This window comes from Clavibacter sp. AC415 (genome assembly GCF_979252985.1).
On sequence record NZ_CEEDAR010000015.1, the window covers coordinates 44,086 to 63,941 of the forward strand.

At 73.8% G+C, this 19,856-nt stretch carries 26 protein-coding genes and 5 pseudogenes; 10 read left to right on the forward strand and 21 right to left on the reverse strand.

Annotated features, from left to right (window positions below; translation table 11 throughout):
* Positions 1–41 precede the first annotated feature (41 nt).
* The gene (locus ACZ411_RS06475) at positions 42–971 is read right to left on the reverse strand and encodes an AEC family transporter (protein WP_094114950.1); all 930 of its coding nucleotides are present in this window, start codon (positions 969–971) and stop codon (positions 42–44) included.
* Positions 972–1,169: 198 nt separating this feature from the next.
* On the opposite strand from ACZ411_RS06475, the gene ACZ411_RS06480 reads away from it, so the two are divergent.
* Positions 1,170–1,562 carry a hypothetical protein gene (locus ACZ411_RS06480; protein WP_464169371.1) on the forward strand — a complete coding sequence of 131 codons (393 nt, stop codon included), beginning with the start codon at positions 1,170–1,172 and terminating at the stop codon, positions 1,560–1,562.
* Here the strand turns inward: ACZ411_RS06480 and ACZ411_RS06485 are convergent.
* The 19 genes and pseudogenes from ACZ411_RS06485 to ACZ411_RS06575 form a co-directional block, all read right to left on the reverse strand.
* Complete coding sequence (locus ACZ411_RS06485; RefSeq protein ID WP_464169373.1) at positions 1,551–1,760, reverse strand: hypothetical protein; 210 nt, start codon at positions 1,758–1,760, stop codon at positions 1,551–1,553. The two genes, ACZ411_RS06480 and ACZ411_RS06485, sit on opposite strands and share 12 nt — an antisense overlap.
* Positions 1,761–1,807: 47 nt before the next feature.
* Entirely contained in the window at positions 1,808–3,181 is a 1,374-nt protein-coding gene (locus tag ACZ411_RS06490; protein ID WP_464169375.1) for a hypothetical protein, read from the reverse strand.
* A gap of 466 nt (positions 3,182–3,647) precedes the next feature.
* A complete protein-coding gene (locus ACZ411_RS06495; protein WP_464169377.1) occupies positions 3,648–3,962 on the reverse strand; it encodes a glycoside hydrolase family 130 protein in 315 nt (104 codons plus the stop codon).
* 18 nt (positions 3,963–3,980) lie between these two features.
* The gene (locus ACZ411_RS06500; protein WP_464169379.1) at positions 3,981–4,382 is read right to left on the reverse strand and encodes a hypothetical protein; all 402 of its coding nucleotides are present in this window, start codon (positions 4,380–4,382) and stop codon (positions 3,981–3,983) included.
* Complete coding sequence (locus ACZ411_RS06505) at positions 4,379–4,726, reverse strand: hypothetical protein (protein ID WP_464169629.1); 348 nt, start codon at positions 4,724–4,726, stop codon at positions 4,379–4,381. Before ACZ411_RS06505 ends, ACZ411_RS06500 begins: the two co-directional genes overlap by 4 nt.
* A gap of 2 nt (positions 4,727–4,728) precedes the next feature.
* Positions 4,729–4,986 carry a hypothetical protein gene (locus ACZ411_RS06510; RefSeq protein WP_464169631.1) on the reverse strand — a complete coding sequence of 86 codons (258 nt, stop codon included), beginning with the start codon at positions 4,984–4,986 and terminating at the stop codon, positions 4,729–4,731.
* A gap of 67 nt (positions 4,987–5,053) precedes the next feature.
* Positions 5,054–5,227: pseudogene (locus ACZ411_RS06515) on the reverse strand (carbohydrate ABC transporter permease); the annotation flags it as partial.
* A complete protein-coding gene (locus ACZ411_RS06520; protein WP_464169381.1) occupies positions 5,206–6,384 on the reverse strand; it encodes a carbohydrate ABC transporter permease in 1,179 nt (392 codons plus the stop codon). The gene ACZ411_RS06520 and the pseudogene ACZ411_RS06515, both read right to left, overlap by 22 nt.
* A gap of 168 nt (positions 6,385–6,552) precedes the next feature.
* Complete coding sequence (locus ACZ411_RS06525; protein WP_464169383.1) at positions 6,553–6,795, reverse strand: hypothetical protein; 243 nt, start codon at positions 6,793–6,795, stop codon at positions 6,553–6,555.
* 152 nt (positions 6,796–6,947) lie between these two features.
* Complete coding sequence (locus tag ACZ411_RS06530) at positions 6,948–7,406, reverse strand: extracellular solute-binding protein (protein ID WP_464169385.1); 459 nt, start codon at positions 7,404–7,406, stop codon at positions 6,948–6,950.
* Between the two features lie 600 nt (positions 7,407–8,006).
* Positions 8,007–8,528 carry a substrate-binding domain-containing protein gene (locus ACZ411_RS06535; RefSeq protein ID WP_464169608.1) on the reverse strand — a complete coding sequence of 174 codons (522 nt, stop codon included), beginning with the start codon at positions 8,526–8,528 and terminating at the stop codon, positions 8,007–8,009.
* On the reverse strand, positions 8,529–8,672 hold the full coding sequence (locus tag ACZ411_RS06540) for a hypothetical protein (protein ID WP_464169633.1): 144 nt from the start codon (positions 8,670–8,672) through the stop codon (positions 8,529–8,531).
* 278 nt (positions 8,673–8,950) lie between these two features.
* Positions 8,951–9,046 (reverse strand): annotated as a pseudogene (locus tag ACZ411_RS06545) (hypothetical protein); the annotation flags it as partial.
* A gap of 181 nt (positions 9,047–9,227) precedes the next feature.
* Positions 9,228–9,548 (reverse strand): SRPBCC family protein, encoded by a 321-nt coding sequence (locus ACZ411_RS06550; RefSeq protein WP_464169387.1) that lies wholly within the window; start codon positions 9,546–9,548, stop codon positions 9,228–9,230.
* A 202-nt stretch (positions 9,549–9,750) separates the two neighbouring features.
* A pseudogene (locus tag ACZ411_RS06555) lies at positions 9,751–11,452 on the reverse strand (MDR family MFS transporter).
* Positions 11,449–11,742 (reverse strand): hypothetical protein, encoded by a 294-nt coding sequence (locus ACZ411_RS06560; protein ID WP_464169635.1) that lies wholly within the window; start codon positions 11,740–11,742, stop codon positions 11,449–11,451. The pseudogene ACZ411_RS06555 and the gene ACZ411_RS06560 overlap by 4 nt, the downstream one beginning before the upstream one ends.
* Before the next feature lie 215 nt (positions 11,743–11,957).
* Positions 11,958–12,224 (reverse strand): annotated as a pseudogene (locus ACZ411_RS06565) (hypothetical protein); the annotation flags it as partial.
* The gene (locus tag ACZ411_RS06570) at positions 12,152–12,715 is read right to left on the reverse strand and encodes a TetR/AcrR family transcriptional regulator (RefSeq protein ID WP_464169610.1); all 564 of its coding nucleotides are present in this window, start codon (positions 12,713–12,715) and stop codon (positions 12,152–12,154) included. The gene ACZ411_RS06570 and the pseudogene ACZ411_RS06565, both read right to left, overlap by 73 nt.
* 66 nt (positions 12,716–12,781) lie before the next feature.
* Positions 12,782–13,123 carry a hypothetical protein gene (locus ACZ411_RS06575; RefSeq protein WP_464169389.1) on the reverse strand — a complete coding sequence of 114 codons (342 nt, stop codon included), beginning with the start codon at positions 13,121–13,123 and terminating at the stop codon, positions 12,782–12,784.
* A 550-nt stretch (positions 13,124–13,673) separates the two neighbouring features.
* Between ACZ411_RS06575 and ACZ411_RS06580 the strand changes: the two genes are divergently transcribed.
* From ACZ411_RS06580 to ACZ411_RS06620, 9 genes and pseudogenes are all read left to right on the forward strand, one after another.
* Entirely contained in the window at positions 13,674–14,204 is a 531-nt protein-coding gene (locus ACZ411_RS06580; RefSeq protein WP_464169391.1) for a GNAT family N-acetyltransferase, read from the forward strand.
* On the forward strand, positions 14,198–14,584 hold the full coding sequence (locus tag ACZ411_RS06585) for a hypothetical protein (RefSeq protein ID WP_464169393.1): 387 nt from the start codon (positions 14,198–14,200) through the stop codon (positions 14,582–14,584). The genes ACZ411_RS06580 and ACZ411_RS06585 overlap by 7 nt, the downstream gene beginning before the upstream one ends.
* 323 nt (positions 14,585–14,907) lie before the next feature.
* Positions 14,908–16,340 (forward strand): annotated as a pseudogene (locus tag ACZ411_RS06590) (DUF6421 family protein).
* On the forward strand, positions 16,337–16,591 hold the full coding sequence (locus tag ACZ411_RS06595; RefSeq protein ID WP_464169395.1) for a hypothetical protein: 255 nt from the start codon (positions 16,337–16,339) through the stop codon (positions 16,589–16,591). Before ACZ411_RS06590 ends, ACZ411_RS06595 begins: the two are co-directional and overlap by 4 nt.
* 106 nt (positions 16,592–16,697) lie before the next feature.
* On the forward strand, positions 16,698–16,967 hold the full coding sequence (locus ACZ411_RS06600) for a hypothetical protein (RefSeq protein WP_464169397.1): 270 nt from the start codon (positions 16,698–16,700) through the stop codon (positions 16,965–16,967).
* A 225-nt stretch (positions 16,968–17,192) separates the two neighbouring features.
* Positions 17,193–17,711 carry a hypothetical protein gene (locus ACZ411_RS06605; protein ID WP_464169399.1) on the forward strand — a complete coding sequence of 173 codons (519 nt, stop codon included), beginning with the start codon at positions 17,193–17,195 and terminating at the stop codon, positions 17,709–17,711.
* A gap of 574 nt (positions 17,712–18,285) precedes the next feature.
* Positions 18,286–18,471: a hypothetical protein gene (locus ACZ411_RS06610; RefSeq protein ID WP_464169401.1), complete on the forward strand. Its 186-nt coding sequence runs from the start codon at positions 18,286–18,288 to the stop codon at positions 18,469–18,471.
* Positions 18,468–18,986 (forward strand): AAA family ATPase, encoded by a 519-nt coding sequence (locus ACZ411_RS06615; protein WP_464169403.1) that lies wholly within the window; start codon positions 18,468–18,470, stop codon positions 18,984–18,986. The genes ACZ411_RS06610 and ACZ411_RS06615 overlap by 4 nt, the downstream gene beginning before the upstream one ends.
* A gap of 20 nt (positions 18,987–19,006) precedes the next feature.
* Positions 19,007–19,312: a DUF1905 domain-containing protein gene (locus tag ACZ411_RS06620; protein WP_104291390.1), complete on the forward strand. Its 306-nt coding sequence runs from the start codon at positions 19,007–19,009 to the stop codon at positions 19,310–19,312.
* A gap of 4 nt (positions 19,313–19,316) precedes the next feature.
* Here ACZ411_RS06620 and ACZ411_RS06625 read toward each other — a convergent pair whose 3' ends face one another.
* Positions 19,317–19,676 carry a VOC family protein gene (locus ACZ411_RS06625; RefSeq protein ID WP_464169406.1) on the reverse strand — a complete coding sequence of 120 codons (360 nt, stop codon included), beginning with the start codon at positions 19,674–19,676 and terminating at the stop codon, positions 19,317–19,319.
* Positions 19,677–19,856: the final 180 nt, after the last annotated feature.

Here is a 19,856-nt window from a genome sequence, read left to right on the forward strand (position 1 = left end):
CGCAGCAGCCTCCGGTCGCGCGCGCGCCGGCCGGCCCGGCGTCAGGTGCCGGGCGCGAGCAGCGCCGCGATCACCAGCAGCACCGGGATCGACGCGACCGTGGTGATGAGCACGGTGTCGCGGGCGAGCACCACGCCGCGGTCGTAGCGCGACGCGAAGTTGAAGATGTTCTGCGCGGTCGGCAGGCCCGCGATCACCGTCGCCGCGAACGTCTGCTCCGCGTCGAGGTGGAAGGCGAACCGCGCGAGCAGGAACGCCGCCAGCGGCATGACGACCGTCTTGATCGCCGAGGCGACCACGATCTCGCGGCGCCCGGATCCGGGCGCGAGCGGCTTCCGCCCCACGAGCGACATGCCGAACGCCATCAGCACGATGGGGATGGCGGCGCCGCCGATGAGGCGGAACGGCTCGTAGACCGCGTCCGGGATCTCGAGCCCGGTGATCGCGATGAGGATGCCGAGCATCGACGCGATGATCATGGGGTTCCGCAACGGCTGGGTGAGGATCCCGACCACCGAGGCGGATCCGCGGCTGGAGATGTCGAGGATCGTGAGCGTCGTCGGCGCCAGCACCAGCAGCTGCAGGAGCAGCACGGGCGCGACGAGCTGGGCGTCGCCGAGCACGTAGATCGCGACGGGCAGGCCGATGTTGTTGGCGTTGACGTAGCTCGCCGACGCCGCGCCGATGGTGGTCTCCGCGACCGGCCGGTGGAACAGGATCCGCGCGATCACGAGGTACAGCAGCGCCGAGACCGCGACCGCGCTCGCCGACGCCAGCAGGAACGCGGAGAAGACGACGTGCAGGTCGGCCTCGGCGAGCACGGTGAAGAGCAGCGCGGGCGTCGCGACGAAGAACGCGACCCGGTTGAGGGAGTGCTGGGCGCCCGGTCCGGCGATCCCGGAGCGGCCGACGGCGTAGCCCACGGCGATGATGAAGCCGATGATGGCGAATCCGGTCAGCACCCCGATCATCCGGTCTCCCCTCGTCCGCGTCCTGCCAGCCTACGGGCGGGCGGCCCGCCGCCGACGCCAGGGCGACGCCCCTGCCGTTCGACGCGGGGACGGCATGCGGACACCGCCGAGTCATCCCGCCCGCCTAGCGTCGGCCGCGTCGCGCCCGCGACCCACCGTCCCCGCCGGGTACCCCCCGCGCCCTGCCGCCAGGATCAGATGCGACTCCCCTCCCGCCGCCGCCCGCACTCGCGCATCGTCCTCGCGCTCGCCCTCGCGAGCGCCGTCGGCGGATCCGTCCTGCCGGCGGTCCCCGCGTTCGGCGCGACGGCGTCTGCGGCCACCGCGTCCGCCGCCGAGGCTCCCGCACCGGGCGCGGATGCCGCGGCCGGCACCGCGCTCGGCCTGTCCGCCGAGGAGCTGCCCGTTCCCGACCGTGCTCGCGATCGCGCTGGCGGCCGCGGGCATCACCGCGGTCGGGACGGTGCGGCGCCCGCGCCGCGACTGACCCGGCCGGACGGGTCGACCCGCACGGCCGGCGCGGCCGGACGGGCCGCGGCGGATGGCACGCACGCCGCCGCGGCGCTCGTCAGCCCCGCGTCACCACGGTGAAGCCGCCGGGCCGCACGTTGGCCGTGGTGCCGCCGGCCTGCGCGGCCGACGCGACGAGCCGGCCGTCCGAGGCCCGAACACGTCGACGCGCACGCGCTCGCCGGACGTGCCGACCACGGCGGTCTCGCGGATCCGGGATCCCGAGACGAGCAGCTCGCTCGCGCCGGCGGTGCCGTCCAGCGCCAGCCGCGACACCACCGGCCGGACGAGGACGCCGTCCAGCCGCGTGACGCCCGCGGAGCCCGTCAGCGCGCACGGTCGTCGCTCCCGCGGGCGCGGAGGCGGCGAGCTGCTGCGGCAGCAGGGTGCCCGTCCCGGCGCTCACGCCCTCGGGTGCGGCGCGACCGGTCAGCGCACCGAGGGGGCGAAGGATCCCGGCCTTCCACACCGAGATCGGCGCCTCGCCGAGCGTGCCGCAGGGTCACCGGCTCGACGATGCGCGCCCGGTCCGAGGAGCCGATGTCGAGCACGGCTGCCTGGCCCTTGGCGAGCGCGAGCAGGGATCCGCTGATCGAGGCCTCCCCCGTCCACGACGACTCCGGGCGCGACGACCCGCGGCCGTGGTCGACGCGGCGGTCTCGGCCTCGACCATGCGGAGCCCGTCGCGGGCGACGACCTCCGCGGAGCCGAGCGCCTGGCGCGCGCACCTCCGGGTGGGCGTCGAGGGCGAGCATCGCGAGGAGGCCGTGGATGGTGCTCTCGGCGCCGCTGTTGCGGTTGACGGTCCCGTCCGGCTGGACGCCGTCGTAGGTCACGCCCGTCGCCGGGTCGTAGACGGGCTCGCCGGACGCGTTCGCGCCGAAGAACCACGCGGCCGTCATGCCCGCGAGGTGCAGGAGCCCGGGTCGGTCGCCGACGTCGGCGACGGCGAGGAGCGACTGGAGCCGGCTGTCGGCGCCGTAGGCGATCTGCACGCGGTCGGTGGGCGTGGGGATCCAGCCGTTGTCGGGGCCGTTCGAGGTGAGGAGCACGGGCGTGAAGCCCGCCGTGTCGGCGACGGCCGGAGCCAGGAGGTCGGCGCGGCCGAGCGCGTCGGAGGCGCGGGCGAGCAGACGCGGGCATCTGCGACGCCCACGCGTGCCAGTTCGACCGGCTGAGCGACCACGGCAGCACCGCCCCGTACGGCCAGGCCGTCGCGGAGCCCGCGCCCATCGCGGCCACGCCCTCGGCGAGCTTCCCGAGGGAGTCGCGCACGCCGGCATCGTCCGGGGCGGCCTCGACGTAGGCGGAGAGGCCGGCGCACGGCCTCGCTGGTGGCGTCGGCGCCGTCGGCGATGAGCCGCGGCGGGACGCGCTTCCCGTCCGCGGTGCGCCGGTACCGCGGGTAGTCCGCGAGCGACTGCCGGTCGACCGCGGCGACGCCCAGCTGCAGGCGGCGCCTGGAGGAACGCGGCGAACGCCGGATCCTCATCCGCGAAGGCCGCGTAGCCCTCCCCGAACGCCCACAGCGTGCGGGCCAGCCAGTAGCTGTCTCCCGAGTCGGAGGGGTCGGGGAGCTCGACCGGCTCGGGGCTCTCGTCGAAGTCGCCGTCGGGCTGCGTCCAGAGGATCTCGTTGCCGGCGTCGTCGCCGGTGGTGGTCTGGAAGTAGGCGAGGGCGCAGGAGGAGCTCGTAGGCACGCTCCCGGCTCGCGGTGTCGCCCGTCTGCTGCCAGTGGCGCACGTAGACCACCGCGGCGCGGGAGATGTCGTCGGTGTTGTAGGCGCCCTGGCCCCAGTCGCCCGTGACGGGATCCAGCGGACCGCCGCCGACGCGCGCGAAGGCGCCGCCCTGGCCGGGCGTCTGCATATGTCCACGGCATGGTGAGCGCCGGCTCCTCGGCGAGCCGGTAGGTCGTGTGGCCGTCGACGGGGGTGGGCGTGGCCTCGTCGAGCAGGAAGTCGAGGTGCGCCGTGCTCGTGAGCGCGACGCCGTCGTCGGGGGCCGCGAGCGCGCGGGGCGCCGTGGCGGCGCCGGCTGGCCTGCGAGGCCCCCGGCGGCGAGGGCGACGGCCGCGAGCGCGGCCGCCGTCCGGGTGATGGTGATGCGCGTCATCGGGCTCTCCATGGGTCGGTCGTGCGGGTCGTGCGTGGTGATCCGGCTGGATCAGGCGGTGCGGTCCAGGCGGGCCACCCCGATGGCGCTGTCGGCCATCCCGTAGAACACGTAGTCGACGCCGTCGATCCGCTCGATGGTCGTGGGGAAGACCACGTTGGCGACGATGCCGTCGGTCTCGTCCGCGGTCTCCGGGGAGAGCAGCGGCTCGCTGGTGCGCCGGAGGACGCGCGAGGGGTCGTCGGCGTCGAGGATCATCGCGCCCGCCGAGTAGAAGACGTCCTTCTGCTGCGCCACCCGGAACTCGAGCGTCCCGACGACGCCGTGGTGGATGCGCAGCCACCCCTCCGGCACGCGCAGGGGCACCGAGTCCCCCGCCGATCTTCAGCTCCTCGAAGGCGTGCTCGCTGAGGGCCACCTGCCGGTGCCACCTCCACCGCACGAGGTTCGCGACGTCGCGCTCCACCTCCTCGACGGGCACGTAGCTGATCCAGATGCCCGCGCGTCGGTCGGTGACCTGCGCCGGGGCTGCGCCTCGATGCCCTCGGCGATGCCGAGCTCCCAGGTCGGCCGGTGCAGGGCGGCGTAGCAGGGCGTCCCGTCGGGGCCGGGGACGGCCTCGGGGAAGAACAGCGTGTCCTTGTTCGGGAACAGCGACAGGTCGACGCCGAGGTCGTCGTCGTAGGCGAAGTGCACTGGCCCGAGCCGGCGCCACTCGCGCAGGTCGGTGGAGACGGCGATGGCGCTGCGGGGGCCCACCGGCCCGTAGGCGACGTAGGTCATCACGTGGAGCCCGAGCGCGTCGATGAAGGTGATCCGCGGATCCTCCCACCCCCGCGTTCTCGAGCCCCCGCTCGAAGGGCCGGTCGGGTGCGAGCACCACGCCCTGCCGCTCCACGCCGACGGGTACGCCGTCCTCGACGAGGATGCGCGCGATGCCGATGCGGCTCACGTTGCCCGCGGCGACGAGCCGCGGGAGGAGGTACAGCTCGCCGTCGGGGCCGCGGCCGCTGGCCGGGTTCGGCGCCCCCCTCGGCCTCGAAGGGGTCGTCCGGGTCGGGCGTCATCACGACGCCCACGCGGGTGAGCGCGTAGGGGAACGCGGTCGCGGGGGAGGTGGTCGAGGTCATGGTCAGCCTTTCACGCCGGAGCCGATGTGGGTGGAGATGAAGTACCGCTGGAACACGATGAACAGCAGCACGGCCGGTGCGGCCAGCACGCACGCGCCCGCGAGGACGGCGCCGAACGGGTTGGCCGCGGTCGCCGCCACGTTGCTGATGTAGTTGGCGAGCGAGACGGCCAGCGGCTGCAGCGTCGCGTCCTTGGTGATGAGGAACGGCCACAGGAACTCGTTCCAGGGCCCGATGAAGGTGAGGAGCATCACGGTCACGAGCGCGCGGTCGCACGAGCGGCAGCGCGATCCGCCGGAGCACGGCGAGCTCGCCCGCCCCGTCGATGCGCGCCGCGTCGAACAGCTCGCGCGGCACCTGCAGGAAGTACTGGCGGAAGATGATGACCGCCGTCGAGTTGATGGCGAACGGCAGGATCATGCCGAGGTGCGAGTCCGCGAGACCGTAGTCCCGGGCGATGAGCACGTACAGCGGGATCATCAGCAGCTGGAACGGCACCACCTGGACGAGCAGCGCCAGCGCGAAGGTGATGCCGCGCCCCCGCCACTCGAGCTGCGCGAGCGCGTCATCCCACGAGCACCCCGAACACGACCGTGCAGAGGATCACCCCTCCGGTGAAGATGCCGGAGTTGACGAGCCCCGACACGAGGTCGATGCGTCCGTCGATGTCCGTGTAGTTCGCCCGGTGATGTTGCCGAGGGAGGGGAACGCGCCCGCCGGCGACGGGGTCGGGCGACTCCTGGAGGGAGCCGACGACCATGTGGTCGAAGGGGAGCAGGAACACGAGCGCGCCGAGGGCGAGCACCACGGCGCGCAGGGCCTTCTGCCCCCGCGTCATGCGGTCGCTCACCGGCTCCCGTCTCCCCGGCGAAGCGGTTCTGCAGGAGCGCGATGACGAGCACCAGCACCACGAGGACCACGCCGATGGCGGCGGCGACCCCGGGCTTCCCCTGCTGGATCCCCTCCTGGTACATCAGCAGCACCGGCGAGGTCGACGCGCCGTTCGGCCCGCCGCCGCCGGTGAGCAGGTACGGCTCGGTGAAGAGGTTCGCGCCGGTCACCGTCGCGAGCAGCAGGACGAGGACCGTCGCGGGGCGGACCCCGGGGATCGTCACGGAGAAGAAGGTCCGGACGCGACCGGCCCCGTCCGTGGCCGCCGACTCGTACAGCTCGCGGGGCACGTTCTGCAGCGCCGCGAGGTACAGCAGGATGTAGAACCCGAGCTGCTTCCACGTCACGAACAGCGCGATGGTCGGCATCGCCCACGCCGAGTTGATGAGCCAGGAGGGCGTGGGCGCGAGCGGCCCGAGGACGGAGTTGACGAGCCCGTCGCCGGAGAACAGGAACAGCCACACCCCGACGACCGCGACGCTCGCGGTCACGTAGGGCACGTAGTAGGCGACCCGCAGGAACGTGCGGAACCGCACCACCTTGTCGAGGGCGGTGGCCAGCACGAGCGAGAGCACCACGGTGAGCGGCACGTTGATGAGGAGGAACACGCCCACGTTGCCGAACGAGCGGATCACGGCGGGGTCGCCGAGCACGGTGCGGAAGTTGTCGAGCCCCACGAAGGGACGGTCGACCACCGCGCCGGGGCGGCGACGAAGTAGTCGTGGAACGCCATGTAGATGGCGAACCCCCAGGGGATACGCGAACACGGCGAGCACGAACACCAGGCACGGCGCGCTGAACAGGAGCCCCCAGCGGGTGGCGCCCGAGGATCCGGTTCAGCGGCCCCCGGCGCTCGGCGGCGGAGGGCGCGGGCCGCGGGGCGCCGGGCGGGCGCCCGGCGCGCCGGGGCGCGGAGGTGACGGACACGGCGATGCCTAGCCCTGCGCGGCGAGCTCGTCGATCTGCGCGGCGGCCTCGTCGAGCGCGTCGTGCACGTCGCCCTCGCCGAAGATCACGGCCTTCGACCACGCGTCGCGGAACGCCTGCAGCATCTCCACCGTGGTGGGCCCGCCGGGCACCTCGACCGTGCGCGCCGCCTGGTCGCCGAACTGCGTGTAGGCGGGGTTGGCGGTGAAGTAGTCGGCGTAGGTGCCCTGCAGGTCGGTGCGCAGCGGCATCTGGCCGGTCAGCTCGAGGAGCTGGCCGTCCTGCTCCTCGCTGGTCGCGAACTTGAGGACCTGCCCAGGCGGTCGCCTGGTTCTCGCAGGCCGAGTACAGGCCGACGTTCTTCGCGTCGCTGAACGTGTACACCTCGTCCGCGGGCTTGCCGTCAGCGGTGGGGACGGGGACGGATCCCCAGTCGACCTTGTCCTGGTACACGGAGACGGCCCCGGACGGGCCGACGATGGACATGGCGGCCTGGCCGTCGGCGAACGAGTTCGCCCGTGTAGGCCTCCTGGCCGGCGAGGCCCTCGGAGTAGAGGCTCGCCCAGAAGTCGGCGGCCGCGTCGCCGGCCTCGTCCGCGAAGGTCGCCTTGCCGTCCTCGACGAGCTGCGCGCCGTCGGACTGCGCCGCGTAGAGCGGGTAGAAGTCGAACTGGGTCTGGAAGAACTCGCTCGTCGGCGCCGGGAGGATCGCGTTGGGGGCGACCCCGGCGTCCACGAGGGCCTTCGACGTCGCGAGGAAGTCGTCGTAGGTGGACAGCGCCGGGGCCTCGGGGTCGAGCCCGGCCTGCCGGAACAGGTCCTTGTTGTAGAAGATCATCACGGGGTTCGACTTCCACGGCATCTGGTGGTCGCCGCCGTCCTCGCCCTGGTACTGCTCCGCGGAGTCGCCGCTGCGCTCCTCGATGTAGGAGGCGCCGTCCGGGAAACGACGCCAGGTCGACGAGGCCGCCCTGCTTCTGGAACTGGCCGACGGCGCTCGGAGCGGTGTTGAAGATGAGGCACGGGGCGTTGCCGTGGCCGGTGATGGCGGCGCCGATGACCTCCTCGCTGCTCTTGCCCGCGGGGATCTCCTGCCCGGTGATCTGCTCGTCGGGGTGGTCGGCGTTCCAGGCCTCGACCATCTGCTTGCCCCAGGCCACCTCCTGCTCGTTGTTCGAGTACCAGATGGTGATGTCGCCGGTGGCCTCGAGCTTGGCGGACGCATCACCCCCGCCTGCCGAGCTGCAGGCGGTGAGGGCCGCGAGGGCGATCGCGGAGGATGCGGCCACCGCGAGGCGGCGGCGGGATCGTGACGGCGTGCGGGACATCGGTGTCTCCTGTCTCTCCCGGCTCCATCGCCGGGTGCGGTGCTGCGGATCGTGCGGTGCTGCGGTGCTGCGGTACTGCGGTACTGCGGGTCGAGCGGTGCTCTGCTGCGGCGGCGCGGTGCCGTCGCGGCGGGTCAGGGGCGGGCGGGGGCGCGGTCGTCGGCGGGTGCCGGGCCGGTGGATCCGCGCACCACGAGGCGCGCGGGGTCGAGCTCGACGCTCGGGACGGACTCCGCGTCGACGCGGGCGAGGAGCGTCCGGGCCGCGGCGGCCCCCCACGCGAAGGGATCGCTCGCCACGGTGGTGAGCGGCGGGTAGACGTACTGGGCGATGTCCGTGCCGTCGAACCCGGTGATCGAGAGGTCGTCGGGGACACGGAGGCCGGACTCCTGCGCGACGCCGAGCCCGGCGATGGCCATGGGGTCGTTCGCGTAGACGATCGCGGTCGGCCGGTCGGGCCGGTCGAGGAGCGCGCGGGTCGCGCGCGCACCGTGGCGGAGGCGGAGAAGTCCGTCTCGACCACGGGCGCGTCCGACATCCCGAGCTCCGTCGCCGCCGCGAGGAAGGCGTCCGGCGCCGGCTGCCGTGCAGCATCCCCGACGGGCCGGCCACGTGCGCGATGCGCCGGTGCCCGAGGTTGGCCAGGTGGGCGACAGTCACGCGCGCCGGCCGGAGTCGTCGAGCACGACCGCGGGCAGGTCGCTGGGGCACGCGGGGCGCCCCAGGGTCACGGCGGGCAGCCCGAGCGACGCCACGAGGGCGATCCGCGCGTCGTCGTGCCGCAGGTCGGTGAGCAGCACGCCGTCGACGCGCCGGTCCCGGGCGAAGGAGCGGTAGGCGTCGAGCTCCGCGTCCTCCCCTCGACGACGCTCAGCACGAGCGCGCGGCGGAGGCGGACACTATAGACGCCGGCGATCAGGCCGGGGAAGAACGGTCGACGCCGATGACCTTCGGGTCGCGGGCGATGACGAGGCCGACGGCATACGAGGTGCGCGTGGACAGCGAGCAGGGCCGGGAGGCTGGGGCGCCAGCCGAGGTCGTCGGCCGCGCGCAGGATCCGGCTGCGGGAGTCCGAGCTGACGCCCGGCCGGTCGTTAGAGGCCGCGGAGACGAGCGCCTTGCTGACGCCGGCGCGCTGGGCGACGTCGAGGATCGTGGGTGCACCTCCGGCCATGGCCCCTCCTCGTCGAGTGCCGGCGGGCCCCGTGGGTGCGCGACCTGAACCGGTTCAGATGACGGTACGCCCCCCCATGCCGCCGAGCGCAAGGGCCCGGACGCGGGATGTCGGCGGGCCTAGGCGCCCGGCGCGACCAGCCCCTCCATCACGTCGAAGAACGAGCTCCAGCCCTGGATCGTCATGGCGCGCTGCTGGGCGTGAAGTCGCCCGCGACCTGCGTGAACGTCATGCGCGTGGCCCCGCCCGCGACCTCCTCGAGCTCGACCCGCAGCGGCTCGCCCGCGGGCTCGGCCGGCCGGTCGGTCATCGTCATGCGGAGGCGCGTCGGGCGGTCGAGCTCGACGTACCCGCCGGCCCAGTCGATCGCGTTCCCGTCGGGGAGGCGCATCACGGCCGTCCAGGCGCCGCCCTCGCGCACGTCCATCCGCAGGCTGTCGTGCGGGACCTCGATGTCGGCGCCGCCGAACCAGGCCGAAGTCGGCCGGGGTGGTCCACGCATCGTAGACGCGCTCCCGCGGGGCGGCGAACGTGCGGGTGATGACGATGGGCTCGCTCACGGCGACCTCCGAGGCTGCGGGACGGACGGGCCCCGGGCCGGACGCCGGCACGAGGAGGGCCGCCGCCCCCGAGGAGGCGGCGGCCCTGCCGCGAGTCGACCAGCCGCGGACGGCCGTGTCAACGGGAACGCGCCCGAGGAGCGCTCAGCGCCCGTCCGTCCCGTCGCGCGTCTCGCTCGACGGGACGGCGATGCGCGACGCGTCGTCGGCCGCGTCGGGGCCGGTCGCCGCCGATCGCCCACCCGACCCGCCGCTGCGCGCGGCCGCGCGCTGCTCCGCCTCCAGCCGCTCGGCCTCCTCGCCGCCCACCGCCTCGCCGCGGGCGACGAGCCCGGCGACGTCCGACAGCGGGATCTGCTTCAGCAGCAGCGAGAGCACGAACGCGATCGCGATGAACGGCACGAGGTACCAGAACACGGGCGCCAGCGCGTCGGCGTAGGCGTCGACGATGCCGTCGCGCACCGGGCCCGGCAGGGTGCTCAGCGTCTGGGGGTCGATGCTGCTGGCCGAGGCCGCCGCGGCATCCCCGGGGCCGCGCCCGCGCCGGCGAACACGCTCGTGAGGTTCTCGGTGAGGCGCGTGGTGAACAGCGTGCCGAACACGGCGGTGCCGAGCGCGGCGCCCACCTCGCGGAAGTAGTTGTTCGTGCTGGTCGCGGTGCCGATCTGCGCGGCGGGCACGGCGTTCTGCACCACCAGCACCACCACCTGCATGATGAGGCCGAGGCCCAGGCCGAAGACGAACAGGAACACGCAGATGAGCCACACGGGCGTCTGGGCCGTGAGCGAGGTCATCAGCACGAGCGCCAGCATGGTGAGGAGCGTGCCGACGATGGGGAAGATCCGGTAGCGCCCGGTGCGGGTGATGAGGATGCCCGAGAGGATCGACATCCCGATGAGCCCCACCATCATGGGCAGGAGCAGGAGCCCGGAGACCGCCGCCGAGGTGCCGGTGGACATCTGCAGGAACGTGGGCACGAAGCCGATCGCGGCGAACATGCCGATGCCGAGCGCGAGTCCGATGGCCGTGGCGTTCACGAAGACGGGGTTCCGGAAGAGGCTCAGCGGGATGATCGGGTCCTCGGCACGCGACTCGGTGAACACGAACAGCGACGCCGCGACCACGAGGCCGAGCCCGAACGCCCACGCGACGAGGATGCCGGCCGTTCGCCCTGCGCCGCCGAAGTCGGTGAAGAAGATGAGGCACGTCGTGGCGATGGCGAACAGCAGCACCCCGGCCACGTCGATCCGCTTCGTGGCCCTCTTGCTCGGCAGCGTGAGCGTGATGAAGGCGACGATGAACGCCGCGATCCCGATGGGGATGTTGATGTCGACGCCCACTGCCAGGTGAGGTGGTCAACGAAGCCGCCGAGCGGGCCGCCGACCGCGGAGAGGCCGAAGATGCCGCCGAGCGGGCCGAGGTACTTGCCGCGCTGGTTGGCCGGCACGATGTCGGCGATGATCGACTGCGACAGGATCATGAGCCCGCCGCCGCCGAGGCCCTGGGCCGCGCGGAAGACGACGAACGACCAGAAGTCGCCCGCGAACGCGCAGCCGACCGAGGCGAGCGTGAAGATCGCGATGGCCGCGAGGAACAGGTTCCGCCGCCCGAGCACGTCGCCGAACTTGCCGTAGATCGGCATGACGATGGTCGTGGCGAGCAGGTAGGCCGTGGTGATCCAGACCTGGTGGTCGACGCCGCCGAGCTCGCCGACGATGGTCGGCATCGCGGTGCTGACGATGGTCTGGTCGAGGCTCGACAGGAGCATGCCGGCGATGAGCGCCGAGAAGATGATCCAGATGCGCCGCTGCGTGAGCAGCAGGGGCGCGTGGGCGGTGGCGGTCATGGGGTCCGTTCGGGCTGGCGGGTGGATGCGGGGTGGACGACCTCCCGCGCGGCGGCGACGCGCCGGCGGAGGATCAGGTCGATGGGGTCGGCGTTGCCGGGCGCGAGGTACTCGCGTCCGCTCGCGCGGCCGAGGGACGTGACGATCTGCACCACGACGGCCGCGCGCAGGTCGCCGCGTTCGAGGCCCTCGCGGCGCTCGACGAGGAGCGTGTCGCTGTCCTCGTCCTCCACGGACGCCTCGATCGCGCGGATGAGGAGCCCGGGCTCGCGGCGCATGGCGGCGTGCATGTCCTGCAGGGTCGTGCCGTCGGTGTCGAGCCGCGACCAGCGGGCGAGGCACAGGTCGGCGAGGTCGTCGAGGAGCGTCGGCGACAGCTCCGGATCCCGGGGATCACCGCATCGAACGCCTCCTCGAGGTCGGCGGTGTCGAGGCGGGTGGAGCGCCCGAAGAGGGCGTCCTCCTTGGAGGCGAAGTAGTTGAAGAAGGTGCGGCGCGAGACGCCCGCCCGGTCGCAGACCTCCTCGACCGTGAAGCCGGCGAGGCCGTGCTCCGCGGTGAGCGACGCGTGAGGGTCGTCAGGCGCGCCGAGGTCTCCACCCGCCGTCGCTCGCGGAGCCCGGTTGCACCATCTGTCATGGAGTGCATGTTTGCACTTCACGGCTGTGAGTGCAAGCGAGCGCACGATCGGAAGCGGCGCTACTCCCGGCTTCGCGCGCAGGCCGAGGTCGACCAGGTCGATGAGCCAGTCGAAGCTCGCGTCCGTCGCCATCCCCGCTGGAATCCGCCGTCGGCCTCGATGGTGGCGAAGCCGTGGAAGACGCTGCGGAGCGCGCGGAGCGCATGGGCGGCCTGGGCCTCCGGGAGGTCGTACCCGCGGAGCACCGCGACGAAGGGCTCGAGCACGCGCGCCGACGCGACGGCGATAGGGATCGTCCGGGCCCGTGACCTCGACGCCGACGGTGGCGGCGTACAGGCCGGGGTGAGGATGAACCCGCGGAGCGCGTGGGCGGCGGCCCGCAGGGCGTCATGTCCCGCGCGCCCCTGGATGGCGGCGCCGATCGCGTCCGCCGCCTCGTCGAGGGCGCGCGCGGCGATGCGGCAGGTCAGGTCGTCCTGGCCGGCGACGTGCTTGTAGAGCGAGGGCGTGCGCACTCCGACGCGTTCCGCCAGCCGGCCCATGGTCAGCTCGGCGAAGCCGATCTCGTCGGCGAGGTCGGCGCCGGCGGCGACGACCGCAGCGGTGTCGAGGCCGGCATGCAGCCATGCGCGCTCGCCAGGAAGGCCGTCATCGCGGTCGCCACCTCGGCGGGGTGCTGCGCGTGCGGGTCATGCCCGGCGCCGTCGATCACGACGAGGCGGCCGAGGCCCGCGGGCAGGGCGGCGACGATCGCCTCGCCCTCGGCCCGGGGGTCGGCCCATCGCCATCGGCCCCGCCTGCACCACGAGGACCGGGCATCGCACGTTCCCGAGCTGCGCGCCGGCGTCCACCGGGGTGCCGGAGCCCATGGCCCGGAGCGCCTGCATCCGGCCGGGCTCGGCGAGCATCGCGCGGATCCGCTCCAGGCGGGCGGCGTGGTCGGCGGGCCGGATGCCGGGGTACGCGACATCGAGGTACCGCAGCCACTCCCGCGAGCTGCGCAGCAGGGTCGTGCCCAGGAGGTGGCGCATGCCCCCGGCGGAAGGCGAACCCGGAAGTCGGAGGAAAGCGACTACCGGGTGAACGGCGCCAGCTCGACCACGGCGGTGACGAGGTGCGGGGCCGTCGCCGCGGCGATGGTGACGGCACCGCCGGAGATGGAGTGGCCGACGAGGACCGCGGGGCCGCCCAGGCGCTCGACGAGCCGGATGAGGTCGCCGGCGATGTCGGTGCGGGAGTGCCCGGCCCATCCGACGCTCGACTCCCCTGTGGCCGCGCAGGTCCACCGCGGCGACCCGGTAGCCGGCCTCGACCAGGAGGGGCGCGAGGAAGCGGATACGCCTCCCGGCTGTCGCCCATGCCGTGGGCGAGCACGAGGAGCGGGCCGGTGCTGCCGCTCAACTCGTAGGCGAGCGTGCCGCCGTCGATGGTCAGGTGCTCGGTCATGCCCGCCTCCAGATGGGATCCACGCGATGGCTTACCGCGTTAGCCAAAAGCTAGCACTATTAGCCACGCGTGGTCCACCCCCTCCCGGGATGATGGGACGGCGGGCGACGAGGCCCGCACGACCCGAGGAGCGACGTGATCACCGAGCTGCACCCCTCCGCCGACCTGAGCCCCGAGGACCGCGCCGCGACCGGCGCCCTCACCGACGCGGCGTTCACCCTGCCGCCGGACGATCCGGCGAGCCTCATGCGCTGGGCCGACCCCGACGAGACGGCCATCGCCCGGGATCCCGACGGCGGCGTCGCCGCGATGGTCGTGGTCGTGCACCGCGACGGCCTCCTGGACGGGACGCCCGTCCGCCTCGCCGGGATCGGCGGCGTCGCGACCTGGCCGGCCCTCCGCCGCCGCGGCTACGCCCGTGCGGCCCTCGAGCGGGCCCTCGCCGCGATCGACGCGCACGACCCCGACCTCACCATGCTCATCTGCGACCCGGCGCGCGTGCCTGTTCTACGCGAGCGTCGGCTTCGTGCCGTTCGCCGGCACCACCTGGATGGAGCAGGACGGCGAGCGCGTGGTCCTCGAACGCACGAGCGCACCATGATCCGCCCGGGCCGCCTCCCCTCGCCCGCGGACGGCGACCTCGACCTGTGCGGGCCGCCGTGGTGACGGCCGCGCCGCGGATCGCGCTCATCCCGGTGGACGCGGACGTGGAGGCGGACGCGATCCGGGCGTTCCTCACCTCGAACGCGTTCCCGTTCCACATGACGCCCCGGCCGAGCGCCGAGGACGTCGACCGGCGCCTCGCCGAGGGCGCGTTGTCCGTGCCCCGGAGCACGAGGCGCTCTGGGTGGAGGTCAGCGGGGTCGGGACGGGCTGGGCTTCTCGCCGTGCTCGACGACCTGGAGGACCCCGGCGTCATGCTCGACCTGCGCCTCGCCGAGCGATGGCGCGGCCGCGGGCTCGGGGAGCCCGTCGTGCGCGTGCTCACCGACCACGTGTTCCTGGGCATACCCGCACGTGGTCCGGTTCGAGGCGCAGACGCGTGACGACAACCGGGCGATGCGCCGCGTGCTCGTGCGCGCCGGCTTCGTGAAGGAGGCGCACTACCGCGACGGCTGGCCCGTCGCGGGAGGCGGCACGCCCGGGCCTCGGTGGCCTACGGCGTCATCCGCCAGCGACCACGAGGACGGGCACCGCGACCCCGGTGCCGTCGGGACGACGAGGCGTAGCCGCACCCCGCTCATTCGCACGGATGCTGCGCGGCCGCGCGGAACCACGCGCGGATCCGGCTCGGGAGACACGATCTGGCGCCGAACCCGCCGTTACGGTGGAGTCACCGCACGCCACCCGCACGATCGGAGGTCGAACCATGTCCCACGCCGCTCCCGCCGCCGCAGCCGTCATCGGCGAGCCCGAGGTCGTCGAGGACGTGGCCGCGGTCGCCTCCTCCTCCCCGCCTGGCTCGACCTCAAGGCCGCGGCCGTCGCCCTCCAGCCGCTGCGGGCGAAGGACGGCTCCGTCCCGGACGCCGGGCGCCCGCGCGGAGGCCGCCCGCCTCATCGGACGCATCCGCGAGGCCGTCAGCGCGCTCGCCCCGCTGTTCCCGCACGACGCCGCCTACCTCGACGCCCTCGGCGTCGACTTCGCGCGCTCTGGCGTCGACGCCGGTCTCGGCGTCCCCGACTTCCTCGACTCGCTCACCGCCTTCCAGCCGCAGCGCGACCGCGTCGACGGCATCCGCCACCTCGTCGTCTTCCCGATCACGCAGAACGGCAGCGCGAGCCGCCTCGTCGAGGCCGTGCTGATCGAGGTCGTCTGGCCGGAGTTGGTCAGGCGAGGGCTTCAAGGTCGGCGACTCCGGCAACGCGCTGTTCGTCCCCATCCGGTTCCTCAACTTCACGCCGGCTACGACACGAACTCAGCGTACTATTACCGAGACCGTCGCCATGCGCGAGATCCCCAGCGAGTTCACCCTGGGGCGCGATCTTCGCCAACCGCGAGGCCACCACTACCGCCGCGTCATGCGCCACGCCGCCGAGGTCACGAAGCTCGAGCTGCCGGAGGACGCGCGCCGCCTGCTGGAGGACCAGCGCCTGGCGAGGAGGAGACCTTCGTGATGCGGAACCTCATCCACGACCGCACGCACATGCGCAGCAACCTGCCGTTCGACCCGTTCATGATCAAGCAGCAGTTCCGTTCTTCCTCTACTCGATCGAGGAGCTGCGCTGCGACCTCACCGCGTTCCGAGAGGCCGTCGCCATCCAGCGCCGGCTCGCCGCGGATGAACCCGCCGAGCAGACCGCCGCCGACGACGCCCTCCTGGAGCGCGCCGGCATGGTGCAGCACGCGGTCATCTTCGACCGGATCTTCCGCTTCGCCATCACCGGGTCGCGCGTGCGCAACTACGACGGCCTCGGCGGCCAGCTCCTGTTCGCCTGGCTGCACCAGCACCACGTGCTGCGCTGGACCGACACCGCCTTCACGATCGACTGGGACGAGGTCGCCGACGTGGTCGTCGCGCTCGCCGACCGGGTCAACGACCTGTACTGGCGCTCCATCGACCGGCCGAAGACCGCGCACTGGCTGGCCGCCTACGCGATGGTCACCGAGACGGTCACGCCGCACCCGGCGTCGGTCTGGGCGAAGGGCCCCGACGCCCTGCCGCTCGACGGCCCGCCGAAGGGGCTCACCGATCTCGTGCTCGACGACGAGTTCCCGCTCAGCATGTTCTTCGAGGCGCTGGAGAGGAAGATGCGCGACGTCATCGGATCCACCGCGGGGATCACCGGGCCAGCGGCATGAGCGTCGACGGCCGCGTGGTCGTGGTGGCGGGCGCGTCGAGCGCCGCCGGTCGCGCGGTCTCCGCCGCCCTGACGGCGGCCGGGGCCGCGTCGTCGCGGTGGGTACGGACGCAGGGACGCCTCCAGGGCGTCGACGCGGCCCGCCGTGAGGTGTGCGACCTCGCCGACCACTCGGCCGTCGTGGAGCTGGCCGGCCGGATCCGCGACGAGCTCGGCGGCGTCGACGGGCTGATCCACCTGGTCGGCGGCTGACGCGGCGGCAACGGCCTCGAGGGGCAGACCGACGACGACTGGGACTTCCTGCACGAGCGGCTCGTCACCACGCTGCGCAACACCACGCGCGCGTTCGACGCCGACCTTGCAGGCGTTGGGCGCGGGCCACCTCGCCATCGTGTCCTCCACCGCGGTGCAGCGCCCCTATCCGGGCGGCGCCAACTACTCGACGGCGAAGATCGCCGCGGGAACGTGGGTGCGGGCGGTGGACCGCGGCTTCTCGAAGGCCGGATCCCCCGCCCGCACCACGATCTTCGTGGTGAAGGCGCTCGGCGGCCTCGAGCAGGCGCTGGCCCGCCGGGTCGCGGCGCTCTGGACCGCCGTGCCGCCCGAGCGGGAGCTCATCGAGTCCTGACCCGGAGGCGCGGCGTCACCTCGGCGGCGCATGACGCGTGGCCCCGAGGACAGGGCGCACCCGGGGATGCGCGTGGCGCGCGGTATACGGTCGCGAGGTGACCCCGCACACCAGGACAGCCGAGCACGACGCCTTCGGCCCGTGGATCGACACGGTCCGCACGCGGACCGAGGGGATCCCCCGCCTGCTCCACCCGCACGGTAGACCGTCCCGGCCGCGGACCTCGTGCTGAAGGTCCCGCGCGACATCCCGCGGCGCGACACCGACCCCTCCATGGACCTGTACGAGCACCTGCTCGTCGTCGGGGACGAGGCGCTGGAGGTGCTGACTCGCGACGGGTCCGGGTACGCCCATGCGCGCCACACCCCGTACGCCGAGCTGGTCGCCGTCCGCGACCGCGTCGACCTGCTCGACGGCCTGCTCGCGGTGCACGCGGCCGACGGCGACGCGCTGCGGATCCCGTTCGACGGCGCGTCCGTCGACGTCGTCCTCGGTTCACGGAGCTGCTGGTGGCGCTCACCGGCGAGGCCGCCGGCGTCGTCGCGACCACCCCGGCCCCGGCGCCGCGGGCGACGCCGCGGATGGACGTGGGACCGGACGAGGCCGGCGGGTGCGCCGCGTCGGCGTACGGGGACCTGGCGGCCCGGGATCCCGAGCTGGACTGCCTGTCGTCGCGCCCGCGCACGCCGCTGGTCCCCCGGGCGACCGGGCTCCGCGGCATCCTGCAGCGCCTCCGCCCCATGAGCGCCGCCGGCGCCGTGGTCGCGTCCACCCCGCGCGAGCTGCTGGTCCTCACCCGCCGCGAGCCCGTGCTGCGCCGGCGCACCGCGACGCTGTCGCTGGACCGCCTGCGGATCCTCCGCCACGCCATCACCTCGACCGCGGTCGAGCCGCACCCGCGCTGGGCCGGCATGTCAAGCCAGTCACCATCCGTGCCGGTGCGGCCTCGTTCGAGGTCGTCGCGGCCACCGGGAGCGACATCGAGCGCGACCTGCTCGCCGGCGGCGGCCGAGCGCGCCCGGCTCGGACGGGGGGCGCGGCGCTCGGCATCAGGCGGAGCGCACGTCCGTAGCGTGGTGCGCATGGAAGCGCGCCTCGTCATCCTGGTCGTCCTCGTCGTCGTGGCGCTCACCGTCGCCCGGACCCTCGTGCGCCGCCGCGCCCGCCGAGCCAAGGCGGACCGCGAGCCGCAGGTGCCGACCATGGCGAGGGTCGTCGCCGCGGCCGTGCTGGGCGCGGTCTTCCTCGCCGTCGGCATCGCGATCCTCGTGACGACCCGGATCTCTCCCAGGGCGACGGATCCGGCCGCTACGACTGGGTGCCGCCGTGGATCCAGGCGGCCGTGCTGCTGGTCGGCGGCCTGTACTTCGAGCACCTGGCCGTCGCGAACCTGCGGAAGCTGCGGGCGCGCCGTCGCCGCGGGGACGACGCCGCGGCCTTCGACCCGCTGGCGCGCGACACCGACGTGGTCGACGACGACACGCACCTCCCGGGCCGGCCGTGACCGACGCGGTCGTCCTCACCGGCACCGTCGGCGCGGGCAAGACCACGACGATGCACGCGCTCGGCGATCTCCTCTCCGAGCGCGGCGTGCCGCACGCCCTGATCGACTCCGACGCCGTGCGCCTGCTCCGACCGGCCCCGGCCGACGATCCGTTCCAGCAGCGCGTCGAGCTCCTCAACCTGCACGACCTCGCCCGGAACTACCGCGCCGCGGGCGCCCGGGTCGTGGTCGTCGCCGCGGTGATCGAGCGCGCCGACGACCTCCCGGCCTACGCGGAGGCCCTCGGCGCGCGCGATCCGCTGCTCGTCCGGCTCACGGTCGACGCCGACGCCGTGCAGGCCCGCCTCGGCGCCCGCCACCTCGACGACGCGGACGCCCTCGCCTGGCACCGCGCCCGCGCCCCCGAGCTGGCAGCGATCATCGCCGCGGCGGGCCTCGGAGGCCTCTCGGTCGACACGACGCATCGGGACCCCGCCGCCGTCGCCGGGCTCGTCGCCGAGCGCGCCGGCTGGTGAGCGCGCCCTAGGGTCGAGGGATGGACGACGACCTCCCCCTCGACTTCACGGCCCCGCTCGAGGTGTGGGAGGCGCGGCGCGAGTTCATGACCAGCGTGACCGTGCCCGTCGAGCTCGGCGGGATGCTGCAGGAGCTGGGCGAGGCGGGACGCCGCGGGTTCGGGTCGGTGCCGGTGCGCGTCCGGGTGGGGCTGACGACCTGGCGCACCTCCGTCTTCCCGAAGGGCGACGGCACGTGGATGCTGCCGGTCAAGCGCGCCGTCCGCGAAGCCCAAGGGCTCGAGGTCGGCGCGCCCGTGCACGTCCACCTCGAGCCGCTCGGCTGAGCGCCTAGCCCGCGACGGGCGGCGAGTACAGCTGCAGGTCGTTGCCCTCGCTGTCCTGGAAGGGGAGGATGCGGCCCCACGCGTGCTCGCTCACCTCGCCCGTGATCTCGGCGCCTCGGCCGCGGATCCGCTCCAGCTCGTCCTCGATGGACCCCTCGGGCGTGAACGAGACGACCGCTCCGCCGCCCTTCGAGCCGCCCGCCTCCTCGCGCGCGTTGAGCCCGATCGTGAGCCCGCCCGCGTCGATCTCGCTCCAGTCCGCGTCCTCGCTCGTGACCGTGAGCCCGAGCGTGTCGCGGTAGAACGCGACCGCGCGCGTCATGTCCTGCACGGGCAGCCAGACCGTCGCCACCGAATCGACCATGGGATCCCTCCTCGTCTCGAGGCCGGTCGACCGACCGGCGCTCCCCTCCGGTCTACTCCGGCCGCGATCGCGCTCCACGGGCGCGGAGCGGATCCGCGGGCGGGAGATAGTTGACACCTGTCCACCACCGGCATATGGTTGCTGGTAGTCAACTACCCGGAGGAACATGTCCCAGCACCA

Coding starts and splice junctions, on each gene's coding strand:
- ACZ411_RS06550 (WP_464169387.1), bottom strand. CDS start 9,548: ATGCGTGGACCACCCCGGCCGACTTCGGCCTGGTTCGGCGGCGCCGAC.
- ACZ411_RS06595 (WP_464169395.1), top strand. CDS start 16,337: ATGAGCGTCGACGGCCGCGTGGTCGTGGTGGCGGGCGCGTCGAGCGCC.
- ACZ411_RS06525 (WP_464169383.1), bottom strand. CDS start 6,795: ATGCCGCTGCGCACCGACCTGCAGGGCACCTACGCCGACTACTTCACC.
- ACZ411_RS06560 (WP_464169635.1), bottom strand. CDS start 11,742: ATGCACGCCGCCATGCGCCGCGAGCCCGGGCTCCTCATCCGCGCGATC.
- ACZ411_RS06530 (WP_464169385.1), bottom strand. CDS start 7,406: ATGCCGTGGAAGTCGAACCCCGTGATGATCTTCTACAACAAGGACCTG.
- ACZ411_RS06625 (WP_464169406.1), bottom strand. CDS start 19,676: ATGGTCGATTCGGTGGCGACGGTCTGGCTGCCCGTGCAGGACATGACG.
- ACZ411_RS06480 (WP_464169371.1), top strand. CDS start 1,170: ATGCGACTCCCCTCCCGCCGCCGCCCGCACTCGCGCATCGTCCTCGCG.
- ACZ411_RS06505 (WP_464169629.1), bottom strand. CDS start 4,726: ATGACCTCGACCACCTCCCCCGCGACCGCGTTCCCCTACGCGCTCACC.
- ACZ411_RS06475 (WP_094114950.1), bottom strand. CDS start 971: ATGATCGGGGTGCTGACCGGATTCGCCATCATCGGCTTCATCATCGCC.
- ACZ411_RS06575 (WP_464169389.1), bottom strand. CDS start 13,123: ATGCGCCACCTCCTGGGCACGACCCTGCTGCGCAGCTCGCGGGAGTGG.
- ACZ411_RS06620 (WP_104291390.1), top strand. CDS start 19,007: ATGGACGACGACCTCCCCCTCGACTTCACGGCCCCGCTCGAGGTGTGG.